Here is a 24,820-nt window from a genome sequence, read left to right as displayed (position 1 = left end):
TACACCCTTGACACCCCTAAAGGTCTAGGCCAAGCTCCCGGTACTGGTCTAAACCATTAAAGACCAAGTCCCAGCCCCACAGGCAGTACTCGTCGTACGTTTCCGCGGTGGGCGGGGGGTTGCTGGTATCCCTGAGGAGGGTGTGGCATGAAGCGCAAGCTCATAGCGGCGGTCGGCGTCGCGGCGATGATGTCCGGTATTGCGGCGTGTGGTGGGGACAGCGGCAACGCTTCGAAGGACCCGAAGGACCGCTCCGAGGAACTGACCGTCTGGCTGATGGTCGACGCGCAGAGCACCTGGCCGGAACTGGTCAAGGACGTCAACGCGCAGTTCAAGAAGAAGTACCCGAAGGTCAAGGTCAACGTCCAGTACCAGCAGTGGGCGGACAAGGCCAAGAAGCTCGACACCGCCCTCGGCGGCGACAAGTTCCCGGATGTCGTCGAGCTCGGCAACACCGAGACGATGCAGTACATCCTGAACGGCGCACTCGCCGAGATCGACCCCAAGAAGTACGACAACTCGGATACCTGGATCAAGGGTCTGAAGGACACCTGCACCTTCGAGGGCAAGCAGTTCTGCGTGCCCTACTACGCCGGTGCTCGTGTGGCGATCTACAACAAGGACATGCTCAAGGCCGGCACGGGCAGCGACGCGCTCCCGCAGACCGAGACCGAGATGCTCGCCGCCCTCGACAAGGTCTCGGCCGAGTACACCAAGAAGGACAAGCGCTTCTCTTCCCTCTACCTGCCGGGCCGTTACTGGTACGCGGCCATGTCCTACGTCGCGGCGTACGGCGGCTCCATCGCCGAGTACGACGAGGGTGCGAAGGAGTGGAAGGGCAACCTTTCCTCCGCCGAGTCCCAGAAGGGCATCGAGCACTTCATCAACCTGGTGAAGAAGTACAACAAGGCCGACATCACCAAGGACGAGCAGGACCACGCCAACGTCATGGCCAACGAGAAGGCGGCCCTGATCTACGGCAACGGCTGGGAGTCCGGCTCCGTCATCGACGGCGCCAACAACGGCAACCCGAAGCTCAAGGACAAGATCGCCACGGCCGGCATGCCGGGCCCGGAGGGCAAGGCGTTGCCCTCCTTCATCGGCGGTTCGGACCTCGCGGTCACCGCGAAGTCCAAGGTCACGGACCTCGGCCAGGAGTGGGTCTCGCTCTTCACCAGCGAGAAGTCGCAGGAGGTGCTCGTCTCCAAGAACATCCTCCCGAACAACGAGAAGCAGCTCGAGCCGCTGAAGTCGAACCCGGAGACGGCCGCCATCGCCAACGCGGTGCCGGACGCCTGGTTCACGCCGATCGCGCCGGGCTGGACGTCCATCGAGAAGGACGAGGTCCTGGAGAACATGCTCCTGTCGATCCTCAAGGGCACCTCGGTGGCCGACGCGGCCAAGAAGGCCGACGACGAGATCAACGCGCTGATCAACAAGTAACACCCCGGGGCCTTCGGCTCTCCAGGCGGGGGCCCGGCACGCACCGGGCCCCCGCTTCCTTTCGTAGACGTATGCCGTGATCTCCGGGTGCAGCCCCCGGAATCCCGATGGAAGGTCAGCCACGTGACTGCCGCCGACACCAAGGCCGCCGGGCCGCCTCCGGTACCCGTACCACGTGGTCCGGAAGCGACCGGGCCCTCGTCCCCCGCGAAGGACGTGCCGCGCGTCAAGCGGCAGCGGAAGAAGGGTGAGCTCCTTCCGTACTTCCTGATCCTGCCGGCGATCCTCGCGATTGCCGCGGTCTACGTCTATCCGCTGATCAAGACCGTGATCATGTCCTTCCAGGACATGGGCCGGGCAGCCCTGTGGGGCAACGGCGAGACGCCGTGGGTCGGCTTCGAGCAGTTCACCAACATCCTCGGCGACCCCGAGTTCTGGCAGGTCACCGGCCGCACGGTCGTCTTCATGACGATCTGCGTGGTGCTGACCATGGGCATCGGCCTGCTGATCGCCCTGATGATGCTGCGCCTGTCCACCTGGGTCCGGCTCACCCTCACCGTCGCGCTCATCGCCGCCTGGTCGATGCCGCTGATGGTCGCCGCCTCGGTCTTCCGCTGGCTCGCCGACTCCGACTACGGCCTGATCAACACGCTCCTCGCCGACCTCACGGGCAACGAGGACAAGTGGCTCGGCCACAACTGGTTCCTCGACCCCTGGCAGGGCTTCGGCATCATCACGCTGCTGGTCGTCTGGGGCGCGATCCCGTTCGTCGTGATCACGATGTACGCGGCCCTCACCCAGGTCCCCAAGGAACTGGAAGAGGCGGCCTCCCTCGACGGAGCCACCGCGCTCGGCGTCTACCGCTATGTGACCTGGCCGGTCATCAAGCCGGTCTTCACCATGGTCGCCACCCTGTCGGTCATCTGGGACTTCAACGTCTTCGGGCAGATCTGGCTGCTGCGCGGCAACAAGCCCGAGCCGGAGTACGAGACCCTCGGCCTCTACTCCTTCTCCAAGGCGTTCGAGTCCACCTCCTTCAGCCAGGGCAGTGCGATCGCCTTGATCACCGTCCTGATGCTCTCCGGTGTCGCCGTGTACTACCTGCGCCAGCTGATCAAGACGGGAGAGGTCGAATGAGCACCTCCACAGCCCCGAACAAACCTGCCCAGGTTCTGCGGCCCGACCGAAAGAGGAACCGCCTCGGCTACAACATCCTGGCCCTGGTCACGGCAGCGCTCATGGCCTTCCCGGTCTACTGGCTGATCATCAGTTCGCTGCGCCCCAACCACGAGATCCGGTCCTACGACCAGACGCTGTGGCCCTCCTCGCTCACCTTCGACAACTTCGCGCGCGCGGTGAAGCAGGACAACTTCGGCACCGCGATCCAGTCGAGCCTGATCGTCTCCGTCACCGCGGTGGTCGGCGGCATGATCATCGCGACGCTTGCGGCGCTCGCCATCGGACGCTTCCGCTTCTTCGGGCGGAAGGCGCTGATGATGGTGATGATCCTCGTCCAGATGCTGCCCCCGACCGCGATGCTGATCCCGATCTACCTCCAGCTCAACGCCATGGGCGGCATCGACGAGTACTGGGGACTCATCGTCGTCTACCTGGTGTCCACGCTGCCCTTCGCGACGATCATGATCCGCGGTTTCGTGATCAACATCCCGGTGGAGCTGGAGGAATCCGCGATGGTGGACGGCTGTACCCGCATGGGAGCCTTCCGCCGGGTCATCTTCCCGCTGCTCGCCCCCGGGCTCGCCGCCGCGTCGATCTTCGCGCTGGTCAACGCCTGGAACGAGTACCTCTTCGCGTACATCCTGATCAACGACAACTCCAAGTACACGCTCAACGTGTGGCTGATGACCTTCACCACGGAACGCGGTACGGACTACGGCGCCCTGATGGCCGCCTCCACGCTCATCTCCATTCCGGTCGTCATCTTCTTCATGATCATCCAGGGGAAGATGGCCACGGGTCTCACCTCAGGCGCCGTGAAGGGATAAGGCCCCATGACCACTCTCGTATCCACGACGGACACCCTCACGCGCGACGCGCTCGCCGTGCTCCAGCCCGGATTCACCGGCACGACCGCCCCCGACTGGCTGCTGCGGAGAGTCGGCGAAGGCCTGGCCTCCGTCGGCCTGTTCGGCCGCAACATCGAATCGCCCGCGCAACTGGCGGCGCTCACCGCCCAGCTGCGCGCCGAGCGCGAGGACGTGCTCGTCGCGATCGACGAGGAGGGTGGCGACGTCACCCGGCTGGAGGTCCGCCACGGGTCCTCGTTCCCGGGCAACTTCGCCCTCGGCTCGGTCGACGACGTGACGCTCACCCGGGCCGTTGCCCAGGAGCTCGGCCGCCGGCTCGCCGAGTGCGGCGTCAACCTCAACTGGGCGCCGTCCGCGGACGTCAACTCCAATCCGGCCAACCCGGTCATCGGCGTACGGTCCTTCGGCGCCGACCCCCAGCTCGTGGCCCGGCACACCGCCGCGTACGTCGAGGGGCTCCAGGCCGCGGGTGTCGCCGCCTGCACCAAGCACTTCCCGGGACACGGCGACACGGCGGTCGACTCGCACCACGCCCTGCCGGGCATCGACGTGGCCCTGGACACCTTGCACGCCCGTGAGCTGGTGCCTTTCCGTGCGGCCATCGCCGCGGGTTCCAAATCGGTGATGAGCGCGCATATCCTGCTTCCCGCACTCGACCCGCACCGCCCGGCGACGCTGAGCCCGCAGATCCTGACCGGTCTGCTGCGCGAGGAGCTGGGCTACGACGGCCTCATCGTCACCGACGGCATGGAGATGCAGGCCATCTCCGCGACGTACGGGATCGAGCGCGGCTCCGTCCTGGCGATCGCCGCGGGCGCCGACGCGATCTGCGTCGGTGGCGGGCTGGTCGACGAGGGCATCGTGCTGCGGCTGCGCGACGCCCTCGTGTCGGCGGTACGCAGCGGAGACCTGGCCGAGGAGCGGCTGGCGGACGCCGCCGCCCGGGTACGGGCTCTCGCGTCCTGGACGCAGGGAGCCAGGGGGGCTGTCTCGGAGCCGGGTGCGGCAGTGCAGGAGGGGACCGCGCCCGGCAGCCGGGTCAGTACCGACATCGGCCTCGTCGCGGCCCGTCGCGCGGTACGGGTCACCGGCACCGGCGCACGACTGACCGGGCCGGCGTACGTCGCCGCGTTCACCCCGGTCGCGAACATCGCGGTCGGCGACGAGACCCCGTGGGGCGTCGCCGCCGAGCTGGCCCGGATCCTGCCGGGTACGGGCACCGGGACGTACAGCGGCGAGAGCGCGGCCCCGGCCGCGGACACGCTGCGGGCGGCGGGGGAGCGGCGCATCGTCGCGGTCGTCCGCGACGCGCACCGGCACGAGTGGATGACGGAGGCGCTCGACGCCCTGCTGGCGGCGCGTCCCGACACGATCGTGGTCGAGATGGGCCTCCCGCAGGCGGAACCGAGGGGCGCCCTGCACATCGCCACACACGGGGCGGCCCGGGTATGTGGCGTAGCCGCAGCAGAAGCCCTCACAACCACCTGACCCACCGTCACCCCGACCTCAGCCCCGCCCAGCCACCAGGCCGGCCGGGGCTGAGCCCATCCCAGCCCGTCCAGAGCCAAAATCAAGCCCGTCCGGCGCTTGAGGACATGCGTTGCCCCGGGATGTGGGGCCCATACGGAGGGCCAGATCAAGCCCGTCCGGCGATTGAGGACAAAGACGGTTCGCCGGAAGGGCGAGGCACAAACAAGGGCCGGCACACCCCACGGTGCCCCGGCCCTCGTACGCGCAGAACGACTAAATGCCCTGCCACGCCGGCTTCGCCGCATACGTGGCCCGGAAGTAGTCCCCCAGCTTCAGCTTCGACGCGGCGGCCTCGTCGACCACCACCGTCGCATGCGGATGCAACTGCAGCGCCGACGCCGGCACGATCGAGGCGACCGGTCCCTCCACCGTCTGGGCCACCGCCTCCGCCTTGCCCTCGCCCGTGGCGAGCAGGATCGGGTGCCGCGACTCCAGGATCGTCCCGATGCCCTGCGTGATCACGTGGTGCGGCACCTGATCGATGTCGTCGTCGAAGAACCGCGCGTTGTCGACCCGCGTCTGCTCGGTCAGCGTCTTGATCCGCGTACGGGACGCGAGCGAGGAGCACGGCTCGTTGAACCCGATGTGCCCGTCCGTACCGATGCCGAGCAGCTGGAGGTCCACCCCGCCCGCCTCGGCCAGCGCCCTGTCGTAGGCCTCGCACGCGGCCTGGACGTCCTCGGCGGAACCGTCGGGCCCCATGAAGGACGCCTCGGACAGCCCCAGCGGCTCCACGACCTCGCGCAGCACGACCGAGCGGTACGACTCGGGGTGGCCGGGCCGCAGCCCGACGTACTCGTCGAGCTGGCAGATACGGGCGCGCGAGGCGTTCACGGCCCCGGAGCGCACCTTGGCGGCCAGCGCCTGATAGATGGGCAGCGGGGTCGAGCCGGTGGCAACGCCGAGCAGAGCGTCGGGCTTGCGGCTCAGCAGGGCTCCGATGGCCTCCGCGATGAGCTCGCCGCCTGCCGTGGCGTCCGGGACGATGACAACTTCCACGCTGTGCCTGCCGATCTGAAAGGTGGAGTCATGTGGTATAGACCAATCAAGGCACCAATCTAGCAGAATCGGGCAGCCCGGAGGTGAACTGCTCACACACCGGTCAGCCCGTGCGCCCCGCTGGCGGCTGCCTGCCCGGCCGTGGTCGACTTGTGCGAGCCGACGGGCGCGAGCCCGCACGAACCACCGCACGCACCCGCACGCACCCGCATGCACGCAGCGCATGGGAGGCACCCCACATGTCCGCCACCTCTTCGGCCGTGCAGCAGGACCAGGGCGAGCAGCCGGGCCGGATCATGTCCGGCGAGATGGCCGAGCAGCCGGCCATGCTGCGCCGCATCCTTCAGCGCGGCGCCCCCAGAATCCGCGAGGTGGCCGCCGAGATCGCGGCGAAGAAGCCCCGGTTCGTCCTGCTGACGGCCCGTGGTTCCTCGGACAACGCGGCGCTCTACGCCAAGTACCTGCTGGAGATCCGCCTCGGCCTGCCCTGCGGCCTGGCCTCGATGTCCACCACGACGGCCTACGGTGCCCGGCCGGACCTCACGGACGTCCTGGTGATCACCGTCAGCCAGTCGGGCGGCTCGCCCGACCTGGTCGCCTCCACGAAGGCCGCCCGCGCCGCCGGAGCGATCACCCTCGCGGTGACCAACAACCCGGACTCACCGCTCGCCGCCGTGTCCGAACACAGCATCGACATCCTCGCGGGCCCCGAGAAGGCGCTGCCCGCCACCAAGACGTACACCGCCTCGCTGCTGGCGCTCTATCTCTTCGTGGACGGCCTGACCGCGGGTGACGGCCCGGCCGCCGCCGAGGCCCTGCCCGGCCTGGCCGAACAGATCCTGTCCCGGAAGGACGAGGTCAAGTCCCTCGCCGCGCGCTACCGCTTCGCCGAGCGCATGGTCATCACCTCGCGCGGCTACGGCTACCCCACCGCCAAGGAAGCCGCCCTGAAGCTGATGGAGACCAGCTATATCCCCGCTCTCTCCTACTCGGGTGCCGACCTGCTGCACGGCCCACTCGCCATGGTCGACAACATCTCCCCGGTGATCGCCGTCGTCACCGACGGCCGCGGCGGCGAAGCGCTCCAGCCGGTCCTCGACCGGCTGCGGGGCCGCGGCGCCGACCTCTTCGTGGTCGGCCCGAAGGCCCAGGTGGAGGCCGCTTCGGCGGGCTTCGCGCTGCCGACGGCGGGAGTGCCGGAGGAGTTGCAGCCGATCCTGGAGATCCTGCCGCTCCAGATGCTGGCCTACGAGGTGACGATCGCCCGCGGCCAGGACCCGGACGCGCCCCGCGCCCTGGCCAAGGTCACCGAGACCCACTGACCGCCGGGGACGGAGCGCCCCAGGAAACACCCGCGGGCCGCGGCGCCTGGACGGGACCCTCAGCCCGTCCGGCACCGCAGCCCGGAGTGAGACCGCCCCGCAAATGGGGGGCGGTCTACCAGGCCGGTGGTGTGCGGTTCCTCCGGCCGAGGGAGGCGCCGGCGCAGTCAGGGCAGAGAGCGCCGGGTGCCTCGATCCGTTCTCCTGTGCGGGGAGAACGGAGGTCTTTCCTGTGCATTGTGGACTAGACCAATCGTCCGTGTCCATCCGTGCGCACAGCAATTCCGGCGGAACATCCCGCCTCCCTCTCTCACGGGGCAGCGGGCCGATCGGTTCGGAACCTCCGAGTATCCACAGGTACGCTCGCACACGTGCCCTCCATGAACGACCTCGTCCGCCAGCACACAGCCCTGAGCGATACCGACCTCGAGTGGCTCCATCTGCTGGTCTCGGAGTGGCAACTGCTCTCCGACCTGTCCTTCGCCGACCTCGTCCTGTGGGTCCCGACCCGCGACGGGACCCGGTACGTGTCCGTCGCGCAGATGCGGCCCAACACCGGCCCCACCTCCTACCAGGACGACATGGTCGGCCATCTGGTGCCGCGCGGCCGGCGTCCGTTGCTGGACGCCGCACTGGACGAGGGCCGGATCGTGCGCGAGGGCGACCCGGAGTGGCGCGAGGAGGTGCCGGTACGGGTCGAGTCCATCCCCGTACGCCGCGAGGGCCGCGTCCTCGGGGTGATCGCCCGCAACACCAACCTCCTCACCGTCCGTACGCCCTCCAGACTGGAGCTCACCTACCTCCAGTCCGCTTCCGACCTGGCGCAGATGATCGCCGCCGGGTCCTTCCCGTTCCCCGGCCAGCAGGTCGACATGGACGCGTCGCCGCGCGTCGGTGACGGGCTGATCAGGCTCGATGCCGACGGGATCGTCCAGTACGCCAGCCCCAACGGCCTCTCCGCCTATCACCGCCTGGGCCTCGCGTCCGATCTCGTCGGCCACCACCTCGGCACCACCACGGCCGAGCTCGCCCCCTCCCGGGGCCCGGTGGACGAGGCCCTGGTCAAGATGGCCAGCGGATACGCGCCCCGCGAGTTCGAGGTCGAGTGCGCCAGCGGCGTGATCCAGCTGAGGGCCATCCCGCTCAAGCCCAAGGGCGTCCGCATCGGCTCGCTGGTCCTCCTGCGCGACGTCACCGAACTGCGCCGCCGCGAACGCGAGTTGATCACCAAGGACGCCACCATCCGGGAGATCCACCACCGGGTGAAGAACAACCTCCAGACGGTGGCCGCCCTGTTGCGCCTCCAGTCCCGCCGGATGGATTCCGAGCAGGGCCGCGAGGCGCTCAACGAGGCGGTACGGCGCGTGGGGTCGATCGCGATCGTGCATGAGACGTTGTCTCAGAACCTGGACGAGCGGGTCGAGTTCGACGAGATCGCGGACCGCGTCATCGCGATGGTCGCGGAGATCTCCCCGGGCAAGGTCACCTGCCGCCGCACCGGCCGCTTCGGAATTCTCGACGCGGAAGTGGCCACTCCGCTCTCGATGGTGCTCACCGAGGTGCTGCAGAACGCCCTGGAGCACGCGTTCACCGTGGCCGAGCGCGGCACAGTGGAGGTCTCGGCGGTACGGGGCGGATCACCGTCCGACGCACGGCTGCTGATCACGGTGTCGGACGACGGACGCGGACTGCCAGAGGGCTTCGACCCGAAGCGGGCCGGGAATCTGGGGCTGCAGATTGTGCGGACCCTGGTGGAAGGCGAGTTGGGCGGCACGTTCGGCATGGTCCCGGGGCCGGAGCGCGGCACCCAGGTGATCCTGGACATCCCGGTGGTCTCGGCGAAGTAGACGGACAGTGCGCACAGCAGTGGGCCCGGACCGTGGTAACGGTCCGGGCCCACTGCTTGGTACGTACGTTGCGATGCGCTTCAGGGTACTGCGCGCTGCGACTCGAAGGCGGGGCTGTGCGTACGCTCTGTACGCGCCGCCGGGCTGAGGCTCGTAGCGGGGGGCGTCGGTCAGGCGCTGGCGTTACGCGCCCGGTTGCGAGCGGCACGGCGCTTCATCGCGCGGCGCTCGTCCTCGCTGAGGCCACCCCAGACGCCGGAGTCCTGGCCGGACTCGAGCGCCCACTGCAGGCACTGCTCCATAACGGGGCAGCGACGGCAGACGGCCTTGGCTTCCTCGATCTGCAGCAGCGCAGGACCGGTGTTGCCGATGGGGAAGAACAGCTCCGGGTCTTCCTCACGACAAACGGCGTTGTGACGCCAGTCCATGGCTGCTACCTCTCCTTGGTATTTCAAGCTCGTTGCTTGTGAATGTGAACGCTTTCACGAATCCCCCCGCAGACACAGGGCCGACTCCCAGGTGAACTGGTTGTGGTCTTGTCAGTGAGGAGGGGTTCTGGCTCTCAGTGGAGGCCGGTGTTGCGGGCCGTCCCGATCGCCATGTAGAGATTCGCAAACCTCGGCGACGGATACAACCCCTTCTGGAAAGTTTTTTTTGATTCCTCGGTGTCGGCTAGGTCACAGCCGTACTTCCAGGGGGTGGGGGCCAGTCCAAACGTTCGAGTTAAAGGACTTTGGGCTCTTCCACTCACACAATCACACGCAGTGCACGGCGTACGCCTGTGAACGTCACGCTCGTACGCAGTCCCAGGTGGTCGCCATCCATCTGGAAGGGCAGTGGGGCCTTTGAATGCAAGGTGAAGTCGGTGAGGTCGTGGAGTGAAACGGCGTGCTTGCCGTGCGGGCCCTTCTCCGGGCTCGAAGTGAGCAGCTGGGTCGCGTAACGAGCGACCGCAGGGGTCGAAAGCCGCTTCAGGCCGAGGATGTCCAGGGCCGTGTCGAAGGACGCCTTCGGAGAGGCGTACATCGGACGATTCCCCAGGTAGGTCCAGGGGGCGGTGTTGCAGATTATGGACAGCGCGAGGTCCGTGACGGGGTCCTGGCCGGGCACGTCCAGCGTGATCAGACCGTGCCGCCGATGGGGCTCCTCAACGAACTGCCGGACCACCTGGCGCACGTACAGCGCATGCGTCGAACGCTTGCCGCGTTCGCGTTTCTGTTCGACCCGCCCGATCACACCGGCGTCGAATCCGAGACCGGCACAGAAGGTGAACCAACGTTCCGGAACGGACTCGTCCGCCGTGCCCGGTGTGCCGGCCGCGAGGCCCAGGCCGACCGTGCGCTCGCTGCGCTGGGCGAGGGCGTCAAGGATGGCGCCGGTGGCCTCCACGGCGTCGTTGGGCAGCCCCAGGGCGCGCGCGAAGACATTGGTGGAGCCGCCGGGGACCACGGCCAGCTTCGGCAGATTGTCCACATCGGGCCCCTTGTACAGCAGCCCGTTCACGACCTCGTTGACCGTGCCGTCGCCACCGAGAGCGACCACCAGATCGATGTCGTCGGAGTCCGCGGCCCGTCGGCCCAGGTCCCGGGCGTGCCCGCGGTACTCCGTGCTCACTGCTTCGATCTTCATCTCGCTCGCCAGAGCGTGAATCAGCACGTCACGGGTCCGCGCACTGGTAGTGGTGGCAGCTGGATTGACCACAAGGAGTGCGCGCATGTCCGCCAGACTACCTACCGCGAGGTACCGGCCAGAAGTCCTGCACCCCTGGGTTCACGCTCGGTGACGGACCGTGAACGGCGCAGCCGCCCCGTGGACCCCGGCTTCACTTTCACCGGGGAAGGATGCCAACCTGCATAGCGTGAGCATTCAGGAGAACACTCCCTCTTCCTCGCCGTCGGCCGGACCGGAGAAGCCGGGCAGGATCGCCGCCGTGGCCGGACTCAACGCCCTCGAAGGGGCGGCGCTCGTCGTCGGCGGGATCTACATGGTGGTCATGGGGCTGCTCGGCCGGCCCGACAGCCCCCAGCAGGCGGAGATGGGTGGCCTCACCCTCGTCGCACTTGGCCTGATCCCGCTGTTCGCCGCGCGCGGACTGCTGCTCCGGCGCAGCTGGAGCCGCGGGCCCGCGCTCATCACCCAGCTGATGGCCCTGCCGGTCGCCTGGACGCTGCTGCGGGCGCAGGGCGCGCTCATCCCCGCAGGCATCGTCCTCGCGGCCGTCGTCGTGACGGCGCTGGTGCTGCTGCTCAACCCGGCGACCACGCAGGCGCTGGGCATCCGGGGGCCGCGTACGACCCCCGAAGCCTGAACCTGTCGCCTGAGCCCCGGGACTACTACTCCTCGACGAGAAGGCGCTCGCGCAGCTGTGCGAGCGTGCGGGCCAGCAGTCGCGAGACGTGCATCTGCGAGATGCCGACCTCCTGCGCGATCTGCGACTGGGTCATGTTCCCGAAGAACCGCAGCAGCAGAATGCGCTTCTCGCGCGGCGGCAGGTCCTCCAGCAGCGGCTTCAGCGACTCGCGGTACTCGACGCCCTCCAGCGCCTCGTCCTCCGAGCCCAGCGTGTCCGCGACCGCGGGCGAATCGTCGTCCGTGTCCGGTACGTCCAGCGACAGCGTGCTGTAGGCATTTGCCGATTCCAGGCCCTCCAGGACCTCTTCCTCGGAGATGCCCAGCCGCTCCGCCAGCTCGTGCACGGTCGGGGAACGGCCGTGCTGCTGGGAGAGTTCGGCGGTGGCCGTGGTCAGCGAGAGCCGGAGCTCCTGGAGGCGCCGCGGCACCCGTACGGCCCAGCCCTTGTCACGGAAGTGGCGCTTGATCTCCCCGACCACCGTGGGGGTCGCGTACGTCGAGAACTCCACGCCGCGGTCCGGGTCGAACCGGTCCACCGACTTGATCAGGCCGATCGTGGCGACCTGGGTCAGATCGTCCAGCGGCTCGCCGCGGTTGCGGAAGCGGCGGGCCAGGTGCTCCACGAGCGGCAGGTGCATCCGCACCAGCCGATTGCGCAGCTCCGCCTTCTCGGGTGAGCCGTCGGGCAGCTCCCGCAGCTCGATGAAGAGTGCCCGCGCCGCACTGCGGTCGCGTGGATCGTGATGCCCGTGCTCGCTCATCTGGACCGTCCGCTCTGCCTGCGACTGCTCCACCGCGGCCGTACGGCCTTGCGTCCCGTCCGCCCCGTCCACCGGATGCGGCCTGGCCTGTTGCTCCGGGATGTCTGTCGCGCGCACCACCCCGGGGCGGATCGTCTCGTCCCGCACAGGTCCGTCCCCGTTCCCGTTGCTCACGCCGGCCCGGGTCCCGCGCCGCGCTGTTTGTAGAGGCTGATGGTGACCGTACGGTCATCCGCGACCGTGGAGTCGACCTTTCCGGCCAGTGCCGAAAGCACCGTCCAGGCGAAGGTGTCGCGCTCCGGTGCGCGTCCGTCCGTCGTCGGGGCGGACACCGTCACCTCGAGCGAGTCGTCGATGAGCCGGAACACGCAGCTGAGGACGGAGCCCGGCACGGCCTGCTGAAGCAGGATCGCGCAGGCCTCGTCGACCGCGATGCGAAGATCCTCGATCTCGTCGAGAGTGAAGTCCAAACGCGCTGCGAGACCGGCCGTGGCCGTTCGCAGCACCGACAGGTAGGCACCCGCAGCGGGCAGCCGGACTTCTACGAAGTCCTGATTCCCGGGCTCGCCTGCGATCTGGGACACCCTCACCTCCAAGGTGGCACAAACTCATTCGAGGCTCCGGGAGGGTTGGCCCGGAGCCATGCGGTCCGTCGTCGGTTCTTGGTGCGGCGACGCGGCGACGCTATCGCGATCCATGATGCCGTGTCGCCAAGACCCCACCCGATGGTCGTCACTCATGGTAAGCCCATGAGTACGCACAGTGGCTAGGGGTCTGCGGCGTCCAATTGCGAAGAACCGGCGCCGGTTTGACGTACCCAGACGTCAGACGATCGAACCGTCCGCGAAGCACCAACGCCAGCTCTCGCCCGATTCGAAGCTCCGCATCACCGGATGACCGGTCTCCTCGAAGTGGGCCGTACCGTGCCGCAGGGGCGAGGAATCGCAGCACCCGACGTGCCCGCAGACGAGGCAGAGACGCAGCTGCACGGGGTGGCTGCCGACCGCCCGGCACTCCGTGCAGGTCTCACTGAGCGGGGCGGGCTCGGGGCGCGGCAGTTCCAGAAGATGCGGGCACTCACTCATGATGTGCAGGTTACGACGGATGTGAGGTCAGTGAGATGGACGCATTGCCGCTGGTGGCACTGGTCGCGGCCAGCGCGGCGGTGGCCGGGGCCGCGCGGCGTACCCCGGTGCCCGCCCCGCTCCTGCTGGTCGCCGTGGGACTGCTGGCCTCGTACCTGCCCGGTGTGCCGACGTACACCCTGGACGCGCACATCGTGCTGCCGCTGCTCCTGCCGCCGCTGCTCTACACGGCCGCGGTGGACAGTTCGTACCTCGATCTGCGGGCCAATATCCGGCCGATCGCCCTGCTGTCGGTCGGGTATGTGCTCTTCGCGACCCTCGCGGTCGGGTGGCTGGCCTATCTGCTGGTTCCCGGTCTGCCGCTGACCGCCGCCCTGGTGCTCGGTGCGGTGATCGCCCCGCCGGACGCCGTCACGGCCGCGGCGATCGCGCGCCGGGTGGGGCTGCCGGCCAGGGTGACCACGATCCTCCAGGGCGAGTCGCTGGTGAACGACGCCACCGCGATCACCGCCTTCAAGGTGGCTCTCGCCGCGGCCGTCGGCGCGGGCGTCAGCTGGGGCGCCGGGATCGGTGAGTTCCTGCTGGCCGCGGTCGGCGGCGTGGGCGTCGGTCTGCTGCTGATGGTGCCGCTGCACTGGCTCCGTACGCACCTCAAGGAAGCCCTCCTCCAGAACACCCTGTCCCTGCTGATCCCCTTCGTGGCGTACGCGGCGGCGGAACGGGTGCACGCCTCCGGAGTGCTCGCGGTGGTCGTCGTCGCGCTGTACCTGGGGCACCGCTCCTGGCAGGTCGACTTCGCGACACGTCTCCAGGAGGCGGCGGTCTGGAAGATGGTCGCGTTCGTCCTGGAGTCCGTCGTCTTCGCGCTCATCGGGCTGCAGCTGTCCTTCGTACTGAAGGGCCTCGGAACGTACAGCGTGGGAGAGGCGCTCTGGTACGCGTTCGCCGTGTTCGTCGCGGTCGTCGTGGTGCGGTTCGTCTGGGTCTATCCGGCGACCTATCTGCCGCGCCGGCTGTTCAAACGCATCAGGGAGCGGGAGCCAGGGACCAACTGGACCGCGCCCCTGATCGTCGGCTGGGCGGGGATGCGGGGCGTCGTCTCGCTCGCCATCGCCTTCTCCATCCCGATGGTCATGGACGACGGCGAGGACTTCCCGGCCCGCAACCTGGTGCTGTTCCTGACCTTCACGACCGTCATCGGCACCCTGGTCATCCAGGGCCTGACCCTGCCGCTCCTGGTACGCGTACTGAAGCTCCCGGGGCGGGACCTGCGCGCGGAGACACTGGCCGAGGCCCAGGCCCAGAGCCAGGCGTCCACGGCCGCCGAGGCGCGCCTGGACGAGCTGCTCGCGGACAGGAGCAACTGCCTGCCCGATCCGCTCGCCGACCGGCTGCGTACGGTCCTGGAGCGCCGCCGCAACGCCGTCTGGGAGCGGCTCGGTGCGGCCAACCCGGTCACCGGGGAGTCGGCGGACGACACCTACCGGCGGCTCGCAGGGGAAATGATCGAAGCCGAGCGCGAGGTCTTCGTCCGGCTGCGGGACGAGCGGCGCATCGACGACGAGATGATGCGCACGCTGCTGCGCCGGCTCGACCTGGAGGAGGCGGCGGCCTACCGGGAGACGGACGACGCCTAGAAGGGCGTACCCGTGACGACGGCTGCGAGGCGGGTCCCCGGGGCGAACGCGCCCTCTTCGGTGAGCGTGGTCAGCGCGTACAGGAGCTTGGCCACGTAGAGCCGCTCGACGCGCAGTCCGTGCCGGTCCTCGAAGTCGTCGGCGAAGGCGTGCAGCTCCGGGGGTGTACGGGCGTAGCCGCCGAAGTGGAACCGCTCGTCCAGTGACCACTGCCCTGCGGGGCCGCCGAACGCCTCCTGCTGCAACTCCCGTACCGCATCCCCGAGGAAGCCGCCGCGAAGGACCGGGATGCCCAGGGCTCGCTGCCCCGGCCCGAGACCGGCGGCGAGGCCGGCGAGGGTGCCGCCCGTCCCGCAGGCGACCGCGGCCACGTCGGCCACGCCGTGCAGTTCGCGCCCGAGCGCTGTGCAGCCCTGTGCGGCAGGCGCGTTGCTGCCGCCCTCCGGGATGACGCTGCACTCCCCGAAGAGGCTCAGCAGCCCGCCCAGGACCTCAGGGTCGGTCTTCGAGCGGTACGTGGCGCGGTCCACGAAGTGCAGACGCATGCCGTCGGCCGCGCACTGGGCGAGCGACGGGTTGAGCGGCCGGTGCGCCAGCTCGTCGCCGCGCACGACGCCGACGGTGCGGAAGCCGAGCAGCCGCCCGGCGGCGGCCGTGGCGCGCAGATGGTTGGAGTAGGCGCCCCCGAAGGTCAGTACGGTGCGACCCTCGGCGGAGGCCAGGTTCAGAGAAAGTTTCCGCCATTTGTTGCCCGGCAGATCCGGGTGGATCAGGTCGTCGCGCTTGAGCAGCAGCTGTACGTCCCGGCGCGCGAAGCGCTCGTCCTCGGCCGGCTGGAGCGGCGAGGGGAGGGCCGGTCGCAGCCGGGGTGTTCCGGGTGTCTCATGGTGCACGCATGCATTGTCCCGCAGCGGGTCGCTTCAGGCGTTCGTGGATACGGGCCCGCATGGAGGTCATCGAGAACCGCTTTGTGGTTGCGGTTGTGGGTACGGACGGCGTGCGACTCGATCCGGACAAAATCCACGAGCACTCGGCGGGATCGGCCCGTGCTCAGCCCTGGGCGAGCCACAGGTCGGGGCCGAACACCTCGTAGTGGATGTCCGCCGGGGGGAGGCCCTTGGTCAGCAGCTGGGCGCGGACGGTGCGCATGAAGGGCAGTGGCCCGCAGAGGTAGGCGTGGGTGCCGGAGGGGATCACGAGGCCCGTCAGGTCGACCAGGCCCGTGCGGTCGGCGGGGTGGCCGGGATCGGGCTTCTCGTACCAGAAGTGCGCGGCGGCGTCGGGGAGCCGGCCGGTGAGGAGGGCGTGCTCGGACCGCAGGGCGTGGTGGGCGGGGGACCGGTCGCCGTGCACGACCGTGACGGGTGAACGGTGGCCGGTGGACGCCAGGTGGTCCAGCATCGACAGCATCGGGGTGCAGCCGATGCCGGCCGAGGCGAGGAGCAGCGGGGCGTCGACGGCGTCGAGCACCAGGTCCCCGTACGGGACGGAGACGCGCAGCCGGTCACCGGGGCGCGTGTGGGTGTGAAGGTACTGGGAGACCTCACCGTCGGGAGACGCCCCGCCGCGCACCCTCTTGACGGTGATCGAGCGCAGCGGTGAGCCCGGGGCGCACGACAGGCTGTACTGGCGTATCTGGCGGGCGCCGTCGGGGAGTTCCACCTGTACGGAGACGTACTGGCCGGGCCGGAAGACGGGTGCGGGCGCGCCGTCGGCGGGGCCGATCCGGAAGGTGACGACGTCCTCGGTCTCCTCGGTGCGTTCGGTCACCTCCCACTCACGCCAGACGTCACCGGCCACGACACCCTGCTGGGCGTACAGCCGCTCCTCGATGGCGACCAGGGCGTTGGCCATCAGCCAGTACACCTCGTCCCAGGCGGCCGCGACCTCCGGGGTGACCGCGTCGCCGAGCACCTCGGCAATAGCGGCGAAGAGGTGGGTGTGCACGACCTTGTACTGCGCCGCCGTCACCCCGAGCGAGGCGTGTTTGTGGGCGATGCGGCTCAACATCACGTCCGGGCGGGTGTCCGGGTGCTCGACCAGGTGCGTGGCGAAGGCGGCGATCGAACCGGCGAGTGCCTGACGCTGCGCACCGGAAGCCTGGTTGCCGCGGTTGAAGAGGTCACTCAGCAGCTCCGGGTGGGCGTCGAACAGCTTCCGGTAGAAGAGGTCCGCGATGTCTCCGACGGCCGCTCCGACAGCGGGCAGGGTGGCACGGACGGTGACGGTCGACGTCTCGGAGAGCATCGGTGAACTCCAGGGGTGGTGTGGGTCGGGGTGTGGGGTGTGAAGGGGAGCGCGAAGGGGGGCGTCAGTCCGGGGCGGGGCCGCTGCTGATGCCGATCAGGACCGGGCCGGTGGGCGAGGCGACGAGTTCGGTCACGGTGAGTGGGTCGAGCGAGGCATAGAAAGCCTCCTGCGCCCGGCGAAGGGCGTCGCGCAGTACGCAGGCCGAGCGGAGCGGGCACGGGGTGCTTCCCTCGCACTCGACGACATCGTCAGGGCCCTCCAGCTCCCGTACGAGTGCGCCGATCGACGCCGTACTCCCGGCTTCCGTGAGGGTGAGGCCGCCGCCCCTGCCGCGCCGTGCGTCGACCAGGCCGAGGTGCTGGAGCCTGGCGACCACTTTGGTGGCGTGGGTGTACGGGACCCGCATGGTTTCCGCCACCTCGCGGGTGGTCGGAGGGTCCTCGTTCTCCGCGACGGCCAGACGCATGAGTACGCGCAGTGCCACATCGGTGAATCTCGTCAGCCGCATGGGGCTCACGCTAGGTAATTTGCATTTCAGATGCAAATTAAAGCGCAAGTGCGGCGACGGGATGCAACCTGCCCCGCCGAAGGCGGATTAGTCACACTCTTTTGTGTAATAGCGCGTTGACTCCCCTTGCTGAAAGGCTTTTTCGCACAGGTCAGCCCATATCGAGAGGACCGTCAGATGTCCGTTGGTGAAGAGGTTCGCGACACGCAGGTTCCGCCGCAGCAGAGTCTGGGCACGGCGGCTGCGCGGAACCTCGCGACGACCACCAAGTCCGCGCCGCAGATGCAGGAGATCACCTCCCGGTGGCTGCTGCGCATGCTGCCGTGGGTGCAGGTACAGGGCGGCACGTACAGGGTGAACCGCAGGCTGAGCTACTCGGTCGGCGACGGCCGTGTGACCTTTGTGCAGACCGGTGACCGGGTCAGCGTGATCCCCGCCGAGCTCGGGGAACTGCCCGCGCTGCGCGAGTTCGGCGACGAGGAGGTGCTGGCCGAGCTGGCACGGCGTTGCGAGCAGCGTGACGTCGAGGCGGGGGAGGTGCTCGCAGCGTCCGGGGACGCGGCGGACCGGGTCTTCCTGCTCGCGCACGGCAAGGTGGAGAAGATCGGCTCCGGGCTCTACGGGGACGAGACGGTGCTCGGAGTCCTCGCGGACGGTTCCTATTTCGGTGACCACTCCCTGATCGACGGCGACGCCAACTGGGAGTACACGGCCCGTGCCGTCACCGCCTGCACCCTGCTCACCTTGCGACGTGCCGACGTGCTGAACCTCGCGGCCCGCGCCGACTCGCTCCGCGATCACCTCGCGGGACTCCTCTCCATCCCGCACCAGCGCACCAACAACTACGGCGAGGCGGCGATCGATCTTTCCGCCGGCCATGTCGGGGAGTCCGTCGTCCCGCACACGTTCGTCGACTACGAGTCGGCGCCGCGTGAGTACGAGTTGAGCGTCGCTCAGACCGTGCTGAAGGTCCACAGCCGGGTCGCCGACCTCTACAACCAGCCGATGAACCAGACCGAGCAGCAGTTGCGGCTCACGGTCGAGGCGCTGCGCGAGCGCCAGGAGCACGAGCTCATCAACAACCGGGAGTTCGGACTGCTCAACAACTGCGACTACGGCCAGCGCATCCAGCCGCACGACGGGGCCCCCAGCCCCGACGACATGGACGAGCTGCTCTCCCGCCGGCGCGGCTCGAAGCTCTTCCTCGCCCATCCGCGTGCCATCGCCGCCTTCGGCCGCGAGTGCAACAAGCGCGGCCTGGTGCCGGAGAGCGTCGAGGTCGGCGGACACCATGTGCCCGCCTGGCGCGGGGTGCCGATCTTCCCGTCCAACAAGATCCCCGTCACCGACGCCCGCACCACATCGATCATCTGCATGAGGACCGGTGAGGCCGAGCAGGGCGTCGTCGGACTCCAGCAGAGCGGCATCCCGGACGAGATCGAGCCGAGCCTGTCGGTCCGCTTCATGGGCATCGACGAGCAGGCGATCATCTCGTACCTGGTGACGGCCTACTACTCCGCGGCCATTCTCGTGCCGGACGCCCTCGGTGTACTGGAGAACGTCGAGGTCAGCCGCTGGCGGTGACCCTTCGGAGGGCCCGGACGGGGGCGTCCGGGCCCTCCCCCCCCGTCACACCGCACACCCCACCGAGGTGCCGGGCCGCGGCGGCGGCCGGGCGCCCCGGTGGAGCCCGATGGGCGACTCAAGAGGAGAGACCGTGACCATGACGAGTACGGACGCCACGACGGAAGGCCATGAGGCCGCAGTTCTCCTGGAGCGCACCCGGAGCGCCGTCGATCCGCATCTGCGCTCAGCAGTGGAGTCGTTGCCCGGGGGCATACGACGGGTCGCGATGTACCACTTCGGCTGGGAGAACGCGGACGGCAGCCCCGCCTCGGGGCAGGCGGGCAAGGCCATCAGGCCCGCGCTCGTCCTCGCCGCCGTCCGCGCGATGGGAGGGGACCCGGACCGTGCGGTGAGAGCCGCTGTCGCCGTGGAGCTGGCACACAACTTCACCCTGCTCCACGACGACGTGATCGACGGGGACGCCACCCGCAGACACCGTCCTACCGCCTGGGCGGTCTTCGGCGTCCCGGACGCCGTCATCACCGGTGACGCCATGCTCGCCCTCGCCCAGCGGCTGCTCGCCGACGACCCGCACCCTGCCGCCGCGAGGGCCTCGGCGCGGCTCTCCACCTGCGTCATCGAGCTCTGTGCCGGCCAGCAGGCCGACTGTGCCTTCGAGGAGCGCGGACCCGAGGACGTCTCGCTGGACGAGTGCCTCACCATGGCGACGGCCAAGACCGGGGCCTTGCTCGGCTGCGCCTGTGCCCTCGGCGCCCTCTACGCGGGGGCGGACGAGCGGGCGGTCGGTGCCATGGACGGCTTCGGCCGCGAGGCGGGTCTCGCCTTCCAGCTCATCGACGATCTGATCGGCATCTGGGGCGACACGGCCCGTACGGGGAAGCCGGTCGGCGCGGACCTGGCCGCCCGCAAGAAGTCCCTGCCGGTGGTGGCCGCGCTCACCTCGGGCAACCCGGCCGCCGCCGAACTGGCCGCGCTCTACAGAGGGCCCATGACGACCGCGGACGAGGTGAGCCGGGCCGGCGACGCGGTGGACCGGGCCGGGGGACGGGACTGGGCGCAGATCTGCGCGGGGGACCGGATGGCGCGTGCCGTCCACCATCTCTCCCGGGCGGTGCCCGATCTGGCGTCGGCCGGGGACCTGCTGGCCCTCGCCGAGTTCGTCACCCGCCGGACCCACTGACCTCCCGCAACCGGCCTGCCGGTCCAACTCTAGGATTCCGTACGACGATTGAGGTCGGACGGGAACTGGGCGGGAGTCGGGCATGGGTGTACGCATACGGCAGGCGGACGAGCGGGACCGGGATCAGGTCGTGAGGATTCTGGACGAGGCCTTCCACAACGACCCGGTGAGCAGCTGGGTCTTCCCGGACGAGGAGCGCCGCCGTGCGGTGCATGGCACGTTCCTCGGCGTCTTCGTCGACGTCACGCTCGCCGAGGGCCGTATCGACCTGCTGGAGGACGGCACCGCCGCCGCCCTGTGGCTTCCGGTGCCCGCGGGGGCGCCCGAGGAGGAGGACCCCACTCCCGCGCTGATGAGGGAGACCGCCGACCCGGACAACGAACGGGCCGAACTGATAGGGAGGCTGACGGGCGCCGTCCATCCGCACGACCGCGCCCACGAGTACCTGCTCATGATCGGGGTGTCTCCCGAGCGCCAGGGGGAGGGCCTCGGGGCCGCCCTGATCGACGAGGTCCTTCAGCGGTGCGACCGCGAGGGGGTTCCGGCCTATCTGGAGGCGAGCAGTGAGCGGAGCCGCGGGCTCTACGAGCGGCTGGGGTTCACCTTCATGGGCCGAACGGTCGATCTGCCCGACGGGCCTTCGATGTGGCCCATGTGGCGTGAACCCCGGTCCGCCTGACGGCAGTCCGGCCGGACCGGCCGGATCGCAGGTCGGCACCGCCGGGAAGTAAGCGGAGGGTGCCACTGAGGCGGCCACGGGTACGGGCTACAGTCCCTGCTCATGACAGAAGAGTCGTGGGCAGGCTGGTACCGGGACGGTCACGGTTCCGATGCCGTCATTCTCACCACGGACGGACAACAACTCCGTATCCGGACCAGAGGTGTCGACTTCGAGGGCGAGAGCTTCGACGGTCTCGGCCCCGTGGCCGGTGTCCCGCCGGAAGGTGCGGAGTTCACCCTGGCGGACGGCGTGCTCGACGACTGCGTACTGGAGTGGGACCTCCCGCTCCCGGTCCTCGTGGCGGGCACGGTCCGCCAGGCCACGCTCAGCTGCCTGCTGTCGCTGCGCCGCTCCGACCCGGACCTGGCGCTCGCACTGCATCTGGACGGTGCCGTGTACGAATCGGCCCGTGCCGCAGGTGACTTCGCGGCGGCGCTGGCCACCATTCAGCGCATCCTGCCGGCGGGAATTCGCCTGCAGACCTGCATCGCCTGTGCATTTTCCGACTACTTCCCGGTTCCGGTCCGCGGGCTCTCCGGCGCTCTCGCCTGCTTCCGCGGGGCCAAGGACGCATACCGGGCCGCCGCTGACGGCGGCGACGTCGCCGAACTGTGGGACCGACGCACCGGGTTCGTCCAGGAGATCTGGAGCTGCCAGGAGTTCGAGGCACGGCCGGCGGAAGGCGCGGGCACCGGACACCGGGGCGCGTTCCCTCTGGAACACGCCTGATTCCACCCCCGGCGCCACTGGCTGACCCGCTCTTCCTCCGCCCCCGGCCCCCGCTGCCCCGTACCGGCCTGGAGGTACGGGGCAGCGCAGTGTCCGCGCCGCGTTCGCCTCCGGTCCCGAACTGCGCCGGGGGCACAGCGCAGCCGTCACCGCAGGCACTTCACCCGGGTCATCCGGCGAGGCGCCCCCTAAGGCGCATTCTTGCGCAGGCCGTCCCACCCCCACCGCGGCGTCGGCCCGGGATCGCCCAAGTCCTCACCGGCCGGTGAGGCCGATACCTGGCGGGCGATCGTCGTCCCCCAGTCGAAGTACTCCAGGACCCTGGCGCGCAGTTCCTCGTCGTCGGGCAGCTCCTTGCCGACGGCGACGGCCATCAGCTCCATCCAGCGCAGCCGCTGCGGCTCCGTGATGTTCCGCCCGAGGTGGACGCGCAACAATGCCTGGTGGCCGCCGAGTTCCGCGGTGAAGTCCGCGGGGCCGTCGAAGATCTCGGCCAGCCAGACGGCGACGTGCTCGATATGGGTCCGCGTGAAGTCCGCGAAGACCGGTGCCAGCAGAGGATCGGCCAGCACCTCCTGGTAAAACGTATTGCTGAGCCTGCGCAGCGCTTCCGTGCCGCCGATCGCTTCGTACAGGCTCTCCTGGCGCTCACTCATCCGACGCGAACCTCCGTGGCCGACCGGCCTCCAGAGGGCCGTCGCCCCCAGCATCCATGGGTAATCGCCCGCCCGCAAGGGACCATTCCGGATGGGGAACGGCCCCTTGCGGCATGGGGGAAGAGGCCGGCCCCGGCGCGGGGCCGGCCGGATGGTGCGGTGGTACTGGTGTCAGGAGGTGGCGTCGGCCAGAGCGGCCGCGAAGCCGTTCTGCCAGAGGGAGTTCACCCGCGAGCGCTCCGCCGCGTCCGGATAGGCGTTGGTGCAGGACGTGCCGGGACCGCCGCCGGACATCAGCTCGCTGCACGGCCCCGTGTAGTGGTCCGGGAGACCGAGCACGTGCCCGGTCTCATGAGCTGTGACGCGCGTCGAGTTGTACTGCTGGTTCTGCCGGTAGTCCAGGAAGATATAGCCGCTGCCGTGTCCGTCGGTGCTCGCGTACGAACCGCGGGAGTCATTGCCCTCGTAGTACGTGAAGTCGGCGTTCGAGCCCTCCTGGAGCCGGACGTTGGAGACCGAGCCGTTCCAGATGCTGGTGCTGCTGGCTATCTGGTTGCGGAAGGTCGGCGCGTTGGCGGCGTTGTAGACGACCGTGACCGAAGCGGCGCCCGGGTCGGCCGCCCGCTTCTCGGCGACGGACTTCATGACGGCCTCGTAGAACGCCCGGTTCGCGGCGGCGTTCTCACTCGATCCGGCGTACGCGGCATAGCCCTGCGACGCCGTCGACGAGGTGGTGGGGGATGCGGCGGATGCCGGGTCGGCGGCGATCGCGGGCGTCGTGCCCAGGGCGGCGACGAGGCCGAGGCCGAGACCGACGGCGGCCGACACGAAGGAGGTGCGGAGGTGTCTCATGGGGGGTCTCCTAGCGGTCCGATGAACCCGTCCGCTGATCGTCCGACGCACCTTCAGGCCGGCCAGGAGGGCGAACCTGTCCGGTGTGCGGACTCGGTACGGGTGCGGTACGGAGTGAGTGTGGGGGCGCGCGGGGCCGTCGCGGATGATGTCAACGGGCGATAGCGCCGCCCTATCGCCGGCACACCGGCCACACACGACCACCACATGGCGGGCGCCCCAACAGCCGCTGAATTGCTGCTCTTTGGTGCGGTTGGGGCGTCTGGTGCGACCGGGCGCGGCCGACCTACCCTCGCAGCATGGAGCTTGAGGTGAGGCACCTCAGGGCGCTCTGCGCCATCGCCGACACGGGAAGCCTGCACCGCGCGGCCCGGCAGCTCGGCGTCAGCCAGCCCTCCCTGACGACTCAGCTGCGGCGGATCGAGAACACCCTCGGCGCCGAGCTGTTCCGCCGCGAACGCACCGGCTGCCGGCCGACCCTGCTGGGCCGGTCCGTCCTGAGCCGGGCCCGCCCCCTCGTCGACGGCATGAGCGCACTCGTCAGCGAGGCCCTGGCGGAGGCCGGCGCGGCCGGGGAAGGCGGCCCGCTCCTGCGCATCGGCGCCACCGCGAGCCGGGTCATCGGCGGCTGGCTGCGCAGACTCCGGGTCGGACTGCCCGGCACCGACATCTCGCTGCGCGTCGACGTCTCGGCCCACGCCCTGCTCCGCAGCGTCGAGGCGGGCCGCCTCGACGTCGCTTTCGTACACGAGGTGGAGGGCTGCCCGCTCGCCATCCCGGACGGTCTGCGCCAGCACGTACTCCTGGACCGGGAGCCGCAGTTCATCTCGCTGGCCCGGGATCATCCGGCCGCCGCCTGCCCCGTGGTGGACCTAGGGGATCTGGCCACCGACCGGTGGATGGTCGACCCCACCGTGGACGGCGAGTGGGACGGCGTACGGAGAGTCCTCGGTGCCGCCGGGCTCGACCCGCCCGTCCTGCACGGCGACTACCTCACCGCGGCCTCCCTCGTCGTCCTCGGCGAAGTGGTCGCCCCCTGCCAGCCCACCTCGGGGCCGCGCGAGGACATGGCGATCCGGCCGCTGCGCGACGACCCCCTCGCCGTACGCCTGCTGCTGGTCTCCCGCCCGGGGACCGACACGGCCGTGGTGTACGGGGAACTGGAGGCGGCGTACCGCGAAGCGGCCAGGGGGGCGGCCTCCTACCACCAGTGGCTGGTGCGCCACCGCAGCCCACTCGCCCGCACGCCCTGACCCGACGCCGTCGACCTGCGCGTTCCCCGGTTTTGTACAGCACACACCGTCGTACGAGAC

24 protein-coding genes are annotated in these 24,820 nt (G+C 69.5%); 13 read left to right on the top strand and 11 right to left on the bottom strand.

Going from position 1 to position 24,820, the window contains the following annotated elements; translation table 11 throughout:
• The first annotated feature begins 147 nt into the window (after nt 1-147).
• The 4 genes from ACFT7S_RS06105 (at nt 148) to ACFT7S_RS06090 (ending at nt 4,979) form a co-directional block, all read left to right on the top strand.
• Nucleotides 148-1,443, top strand: coding sequence for a sugar ABC transporter substrate-binding protein (locus ACFT7S_RS06105; protein ID WP_382727604.1), 1,296 nt, complete (start codon nt 148-150; stop codon nt 1,441-1,443).
• Nucleotides 1,444-1,566: 123 nt separating this feature from the next.
• Nucleotides 1,567-2,580: a carbohydrate ABC transporter permease gene (locus tag ACFT7S_RS06100; protein WP_382727601.1), complete on the top strand. Its 1,014-nt coding sequence runs from the start codon at nt 1,567-1,569 to the stop codon at nt 2,578-2,580.
• Complete coding sequence (locus tag ACFT7S_RS06095) at nt 2,577-3,449, top strand: carbohydrate ABC transporter permease (protein WP_382727598.1); 873 nt, start codon at nt 2,577-2,579, stop codon at nt 3,447-3,449. The genes ACFT7S_RS06100 and ACFT7S_RS06095 overlap by 4 nt, the downstream gene beginning before the upstream one ends.
• Nucleotides 3,450-3,455: 6 nt before the next feature.
• Nucleotides 3,456-4,979 carry a glycoside hydrolase family 3 protein gene (locus ACFT7S_RS06090; RefSeq protein WP_382727595.1) on the top strand — a complete coding sequence of 508 codons (1,524 nt, stop codon included), beginning with the start codon at nt 3,456-3,458 and terminating at the stop codon, nt 4,977-4,979.
• A 255-nt stretch (nt 4,980-5,234) separates the two neighbouring features.
• Here the strand turns inward: ACFT7S_RS06090 and nagB are convergent, their stop codons facing one another.
• A complete protein-coding gene (nagB, locus tag ACFT7S_RS06085; RefSeq protein WP_382727592.1) occupies nt 5,235-6,020 on the bottom strand; it encodes a glucosamine-6-phosphate deaminase in 786 nt (261 codons plus the stop codon).
• Between the two features lie 239 nt (nt 6,021-6,259).
• On the opposite strand from nagB, the gene ACFT7S_RS06080 reads away from it, so the two are divergent.
• Together ACFT7S_RS06080 and ACFT7S_RS06075 are read left to right on the top strand one after the other, a co-directional pair.
• On the top strand, nt 6,260-7,342 hold the full coding sequence (locus ACFT7S_RS06080; RefSeq protein WP_382727590.1) for an SIS domain-containing protein: 1,083 nt from the start codon (nt 6,260-6,262) through the stop codon (nt 7,340-7,342).
• 380 nt (nt 7,343-7,722) lie between these two features.
• Nucleotides 7,723-9,189: a sensor histidine kinase gene (locus ACFT7S_RS06075; protein WP_382727697.1), complete on the top strand. Its 1,467-nt coding sequence runs from the start codon at nt 7,723-7,725 to the stop codon at nt 9,187-9,189.
• A gap of 170 nt (nt 9,190-9,359) precedes the next feature.
• Here the strand turns inward: ACFT7S_RS06075 and ACFT7S_RS06070 are convergent, their stop codons facing one another.
• Both ACFT7S_RS06070 and ACFT7S_RS06065 read right to left on the bottom strand, forming a co-directional pair.
• The gene (locus ACFT7S_RS06070; RefSeq protein WP_003953983.1) at nt 9,360-9,617 is read right to left on the bottom strand and encodes a WhiB family transcriptional regulator; all 258 of its coding nucleotides are present in this window, start codon (nt 9,615-9,617) and stop codon (nt 9,360-9,362) included.
• 319 nt (nt 9,618-9,936) lie between these two features.
• Nucleotides 9,937-10,905 (bottom strand): diacylglycerol/lipid kinase family protein, encoded by a 969-nt coding sequence (locus ACFT7S_RS06065; protein ID WP_382727587.1) that lies wholly within the window; start codon nt 10,903-10,905, stop codon nt 9,937-9,939.
• A gap of 214 nt (nt 10,906-11,119) precedes the next feature.
• Between ACFT7S_RS06065 and ACFT7S_RS06060 the strand changes: the two genes are divergently transcribed.
• Nucleotides 11,120-11,497, top strand: a complete 378-nt coding sequence (locus ACFT7S_RS06060) for a hypothetical protein (protein ID WP_382727694.1) — start codon at nt 11,120-11,122, stop codon at nt 11,495-11,497.
• Nucleotides 11,498-11,522: 25 nt separating this feature from the next.
• Here ACFT7S_RS06060 and ACFT7S_RS06055 read toward each other — a convergent pair whose 3' ends face one another.
• The 3 genes from ACFT7S_RS06055 to ACFT7S_RS06045 form a co-directional block, all read right to left on the bottom strand.
• Complete coding sequence (locus ACFT7S_RS06055) at nt 11,523-12,476, bottom strand: RNA polymerase sigma factor SigF (RefSeq protein ID WP_382727585.1); 954 nt, start codon at nt 12,474-12,476, stop codon at nt 11,523-11,525.
• Nucleotides 12,473-12,886: an anti-sigma regulatory factor gene (locus tag ACFT7S_RS06050; protein ID WP_173315837.1), complete on the bottom strand. Its 414-nt coding sequence runs from the start codon at nt 12,884-12,886 to the stop codon at nt 12,473-12,475. Before ACFT7S_RS06050 ends, ACFT7S_RS06055 begins: the two co-directional genes overlap by 4 nt.
• A gap of 240 nt (nt 12,887-13,126) precedes the next feature.
• Nucleotides 13,127-13,387, bottom strand: coding sequence for a UBP-type zinc finger domain-containing protein (locus tag ACFT7S_RS06045; RefSeq protein ID WP_382727582.1), 261 nt, complete (start codon nt 13,385-13,387; stop codon nt 13,127-13,129).
• A gap of 35 nt (nt 13,388-13,422) precedes the next feature.
• On the opposite strand from ACFT7S_RS06045, the gene ACFT7S_RS06040 reads away from it, so the two are divergent.
• Nucleotides 13,423-15,024 (top strand): Na+/H+ antiporter, encoded by a 1,602-nt coding sequence (locus ACFT7S_RS06040; protein ID WP_382727579.1) that lies wholly within the window; start codon nt 13,423-13,425, stop codon nt 15,022-15,024.
• Here the strand turns inward: ACFT7S_RS06040 and ACFT7S_RS06035 are convergent.
• The 3 genes from ACFT7S_RS06035 to ACFT7S_RS06025 all read right to left on the bottom strand — a co-directional run bounded on the left by ACFT7S_RS06035 (nt 15,021) and on the right by ACFT7S_RS06025 (nt 17,782).
• Nucleotides 15,021-15,917 carry a 1-aminocyclopropane-1-carboxylate deaminase/D-cysteine desulfhydrase gene (locus ACFT7S_RS06035; protein ID WP_382727576.1) on the bottom strand — a complete coding sequence of 299 codons (897 nt, stop codon included), beginning with the start codon at nt 15,915-15,917 and terminating at the stop codon, nt 15,021-15,023. The two genes, ACFT7S_RS06040 and ACFT7S_RS06035, sit on opposite strands and share 4 nt — an antisense overlap.
• A 157-nt stretch (nt 15,918-16,074) precedes the next feature.
• The gene (locus tag ACFT7S_RS06030) at nt 16,075-17,271 is read right to left on the bottom strand and encodes a globin domain-containing protein (protein WP_382727573.1); all 1,197 of its coding nucleotides are present in this window, start codon (nt 17,269-17,271) and stop codon (nt 16,075-16,077) included.
• A gap of 64 nt (nt 17,272-17,335) precedes the next feature.
• A complete protein-coding gene (locus ACFT7S_RS06025) occupies nt 17,336-17,782 on the bottom strand; it encodes an RrF2 family transcriptional regulator (RefSeq protein WP_382727571.1) in 447 nt (148 codons plus the stop codon).
• Nucleotides 17,783-17,959: 177 nt separating this feature from the next.
• On the opposite strand from ACFT7S_RS06025, the gene ACFT7S_RS06020 reads away from it, so the two are divergent.
• The 4 genes from ACFT7S_RS06020 to ACFT7S_RS06005 all read left to right on the top strand — a co-directional run bounded on the left by ACFT7S_RS06020 (nt 17,960) and on the right by ACFT7S_RS06005 (nt 21,999).
• Nucleotides 17,960-19,366: a family 2B encapsulin nanocompartment shell protein gene (locus ACFT7S_RS06020; RefSeq protein WP_382727568.1), complete on the top strand. Its 1,407-nt coding sequence runs from the start codon at nt 17,960-17,962 to the stop codon at nt 19,364-19,366.
• 139 nt (nt 19,367-19,505) lie between these two features.
• Entirely contained in the window at nt 19,506-20,549 is a 1,044-nt protein-coding gene (locus ACFT7S_RS06015; RefSeq protein WP_382727566.1) for a family 2 encapsulin nanocompartment cargo protein polyprenyl transferase, read from the top strand.
• 82 nt (nt 20,550-20,631) lie between these two features.
• Nucleotides 20,632-21,228, top strand: a complete 597-nt coding sequence (locus tag ACFT7S_RS06010; protein ID WP_382727563.1) for a GNAT family N-acetyltransferase — start codon at nt 20,632-20,634, stop codon at nt 21,226-21,228.
• A 102-nt stretch (nt 21,229-21,330) separates the two neighbouring features.
• Nucleotides 21,331-21,999, top strand: coding sequence for a DUF6304 family protein (locus ACFT7S_RS06005; RefSeq protein WP_382727561.1), 669 nt, complete (start codon nt 21,331-21,333; stop codon nt 21,997-21,999).
• Nucleotides 22,000-22,187: 188 nt separating this feature from the next.
• On the opposite strand, the gene ACFT7S_RS06000 is transcribed toward ACFT7S_RS06005, so the two are convergent.
• Nucleotides 22,188-22,655: a group II truncated hemoglobin gene (locus ACFT7S_RS06000; protein WP_382727559.1), complete on the bottom strand. Its 468-nt coding sequence runs from the start codon at nt 22,653-22,655 to the stop codon at nt 22,188-22,190.
• A 171-nt stretch (nt 22,656-22,826) separates the two neighbouring features.
• Nucleotides 22,827-23,507, bottom strand: a complete 681-nt coding sequence (gene snpA, locus ACFT7S_RS05995) for a snapalysin (RefSeq protein ID WP_382727556.1) — start codon at nt 23,505-23,507, stop codon at nt 22,827-22,829.
• Nucleotides 23,508-23,806: 299 nt separating this feature from the next.
• Between snpA and ACFT7S_RS05990 the strand changes: the two genes are divergently transcribed.
• Nucleotides 23,807-24,760, top strand: a complete 954-nt coding sequence (locus tag ACFT7S_RS05990; protein WP_382727554.1) for a LysR family transcriptional regulator — start codon at nt 23,807-23,809, stop codon at nt 24,758-24,760.
• Nucleotides 24,761-24,820: the final 60 nt, after the last annotated feature.

This window comes from Streptomyces sp. NPDC057136 (genome assembly GCF_042670885.1).
GTDB lineage: Bacteria > Actinomycetota > Actinomycetes > Streptomycetales > Streptomycetaceae > Streptomyces.
The sequence above is the reverse complement of the archived record's forward strand: the minus strand, read 5'-3'. Positions and strand labels throughout refer to the sequence as shown.